The organism is Alkalibacterium sp. s-m-28, from assembly GCF_054658175.1.
Genome location: NZ_BAAGIQ010000141.1, coordinates 1 through 3326, shown reverse-complemented (window position 1 = coordinate 3326; position 3326 = coordinate 1). Strand labels below are relative to the sequence as shown.

At 36.0% G+C, this 3326-nt stretch carries 2 protein-coding genes and 1 pseudogene; 2 read left to right on the top strand and 1 reads right to left on the bottom strand.

The features are described 5' to 3' along the window. Nucleotides 1-205, bottom strand: a pseudogene (locus ACYQ4S_RS11255) (DDE-type integrase/transposase/recombinase); the annotation flags it as partial. A gap of 336 nt (nucleotides 206-541) precedes the next feature. Between ACYQ4S_RS11255 and ACYQ4S_RS11250 the strand changes: the two are divergent. Both ACYQ4S_RS11250 and ACYQ4S_RS11245 read left to right on the top strand, forming a co-directional pair. Next, a complete protein-coding gene (locus tag ACYQ4S_RS11250; protein WP_459771211.1) occupies nucleotides 542-1312 on the top strand; it encodes a MurR/RpiR family transcriptional regulator in 771 nt (256 codons plus the stop codon). Between the two features lie 247 nt (nucleotides 1313-1559). Continuing rightward, nucleotides 1560-3152 (top strand): alpha-glucoside-specific PTS transporter subunit IIBC, encoded by a 1593-nt coding sequence (locus ACYQ4S_RS11245; RefSeq protein ID WP_459771209.1) that lies wholly within the window; start codon nucleotides 1560-1562, stop codon nucleotides 3150-3152. Nucleotides 3153-3326: the final 174 nt, after the last annotated feature.

Sequence of the window (3326 nt, the reverse complement as noted above, 5' to 3'; positions counted from 1 at the left end):
ATTGTCCGTGCACACCATTATTCTTATAGAGATAGTCATGGGGCGCATGACACTTAGCGCAACGTACATGTTCAGGAACTTCAGAAGATGACTTGTGGCGACGAACAGGTTTGATCGGTTTACCTGCCTCCACGGCCTGTTTTAGAAGGTATTTATAGTCCGCCCGTTCAATCTTTACAACTTTCGGTGGGTCATCAAGGGTCAATTTGTTGTAATCAAGCTTTGTGATATCGGTCCTTTTAGGTGGTCGATCACCCGCATCTTCAAGCCAAGTAATATAATCGTTTAAAAGTTGAATTAAACTGTTTTGCCACTTGATTTTATTAACTAGATACATGATAATCTGAAGTAGATTAGGTATCTCTTTTCACTCCTTAAGTGATGAATGTTTGTTTTAGTGAACTTCATTTTATCAGATTATACGAGGGGGGGAAGAGGTGCCTTTTTGTATTTTAATTGATAGAGCAACGATAGTTGCATTAAAACAACACGAAAAAACAAAAAAATTGGTAATTACTCTTAAAGGAAAGGGAGTATATAAATGGATTTAGAAGCACTTATAAATCAATATCATAATCAACTTAATGAAAATGACTTGGCAATTATTACCTATATTTTAGAAAACCTAGAAGAATGCCAGAAATTAAGTATTGTTGATTTGTCAGAAAGATGCCATACTTCCAAATCTTCAATTCACCGATTAACAAAAAAGTTAGGCTTCACAGGATTTAGTGAATTTAAATACAGCATGAAAAGTACATCAAAGCGAAACTTACCTAGTAAAAATTTAATGGATTTGCAAAAGGATGATATTGAAGCTACTTTAAAATTAATGAAACAAGCAGATGTTGAAAAAATTGCCAAAGAAATGCACAAAGCAGAACGAATTTTTGGTTTTGGAACAGGATGGGCACAGCGAAATGCACTGAAAGAACTAAGTAGGAACTTAATGAGTGTAGGGAAACATATGTTGATACTCCCAGCCAAAGTTGAATTTGATTTAAGTATGCCGATGATTACAAAAAATGATTTTGTCATTATTATCTCATTAAGTGGGGATACTAGAAAACTAGGAAAAAATATTAAAGTTTTAAATTTTAGAGAGGTACCGATTTTATCTGTTACATCGTTTCAAACTAATTATTTAGCACAAATGACTCCGTACAATCTTTATTATCATACTACCACTCTATTTCGAGAAAACTCACATGAAGCAACGTCATTTGTTACTTTACATCTAGTTTGTGATGCTTTATATCGTGAGTATATAACATATCGTAAGATGAAAGAAAAAGGTAGTGAAAAAGCATAATTTTATTAGGATTATAGTGGTTTTTCAAGGGGCAAGGTATAGATTGGGCAACGCACGCCCTTTTCTTACCTTGCTTTCGTGTGCCTTTTTGGATAGTTTGTTAAATCAATAAATATGAAAAAATTCCCGCTACTTGGGAAAAAGAACAGAAAGTGAAGCCATTTCACAACAGTGCTCTATTGTATTGTAATAGGATTTCTCTAATAGTAGAATGAACATATACAAATGAAAGAGAGGGGAAACAATTATGATGGAAAAGATTCAAAGGTTTGGTGGGGCGATGTTTACGCCTGTGCTATTATTTTCTTTTGCTGGTTTAATGTTAGCGGTCACAATTATTCTTACTAATCCGATGCTAGTGGGAAGTATTGCAAATGAAGGTACAGTTTGGCATAGTTTTTGGTCAATTGTTAATAGCGGGGCTTGGACTGTTTTTAATCAAATGGAACTTTTGTTTGTAATCGGTTTACCGCTTGGGTTAGCTAAAGTGGAACAAGGAAAAGCAGCTATGACAGCTGCGGTTACTTATCTTACATTTAACTATTTTGTAGGAGGCATTTTAGAGCATTTTGGAAATCATTTAGGTGTTGATTACTTTGGTGAAATTGGTGCAGGTACAGGATTAAAGGAAATTGCAGGGATTCGAACACTAGATACAAGCATTGTAGGTGCGATTGTCATTGCTGCTATATCTGTTTGGATACATAACCGTTATTTCAATAAGAAATTACCTGATTTCTTAGGGATTTTCCAAGGATCTGTATTTGTGTATATGGTTGGCTTCTTTGTAATGATACCGGTTGCTATTATCACAGCAATAGTATGGCCGCAAATTCAAGTGGGTATTAACTCTTTGCAAGGGTTTATGGCTGTTTCTGGGATATTTGGGGTATGGATTTATACATTCTTAGAGCGGATTTTAATTCCGACTGGTTTACATCACTTTATCTGGCAACCATTTGTATTAGGGCCAGCTATTATAGAAGGTGGAATCACGCCCACGTGGTTTGAGAACATGAATTATTTTGCTCAATCTACGCAGCCGTTAATTGAGTTGTTCCCAGAAGGTGGATTTGCCTTACATGGAATGTCGAAAGTTTGGGGGGCAATAGGTATCTCGTTAGCGTTTTACTTCACTGCAAAACCTGAAAAGCGTAAGAAAGTTCTTGCGATTTTAATTCCAGTTACATTGACTGCAGTATTGACTGGGATTACAGAGCCATTAGAGTTTACATTCTTATTCATTGCGCCAGTATTATTTGCTGTACATGCCGTATTAGCAGCGACAATGTCTGCAACAATGTTTGCGTTCGGAGTAGTAGGGAATTTCGGTGGTGGTTTAATAGACTTTATTGCTATAAACTGGTTGCCGTTATTCAATAACCACTGGGGAACATATTTAACGCAGATTACTATTGGGTTCATTTTTACTGGTGTTTATTTCTTCGTATTCCGATTCTTAATCGTGAAGTTTAATTTTGCAACTCCTGGAAGAGAAGAAGATAGCGAGGATGTAACATTTTATAGTAAGAAAGAATATAAAGAGAGATTAGCAAAGGCGAAGGAACAAGGTGCTGAGATTAATGAGTTTACAGAGCCTGCGATGGCTTATATTGAGGCTTTAGGTGGTGCTGACAATATTGCTGAGGTAAATAATTGTGCGACTCGCCTCCGTGTAAATGTAAAAGACAACTCTTTATTGGCTGAAGATGCTGTTTTTAAAGATGTTGGTGCCTTTGGTGTAGTAAGAAAAGGTAATGCTTGTCAAGTTATTATTGGCGGTAGCGTAGGTAATATCCGAGCACAAGTGGATGAAATATTAAAGGAACATAGTGCGTAAAGTGAACTAGACTGCTCTTATCTTGAGGGTAGGGGCAGCTTAGCATATAAATAACTCAAGTTTTGCAGTTGAATATCCAGGTTTAACCCTTGCGGTTATTGAAACTTCTTATAAATAATTATCAAAAAACACACAAAAAGACACCTCTCTTTGGTAAAATGTAGTCACCATAAC

Coding starts and splice junctions, on each gene's coding strand:
- ACYQ4S_RS11245 (WP_459771209.1), top strand. CDS start 1,560: ATGATGGAAAAGATTCAAAGGTTTGGTGGGGCGATGTTTACGCCTGTG.
- ACYQ4S_RS11250 (WP_459771211.1), top strand. CDS start 542: ATGGATTTAGAAGCACTTATAAATCAATATCATAATCAACTTAATGAA.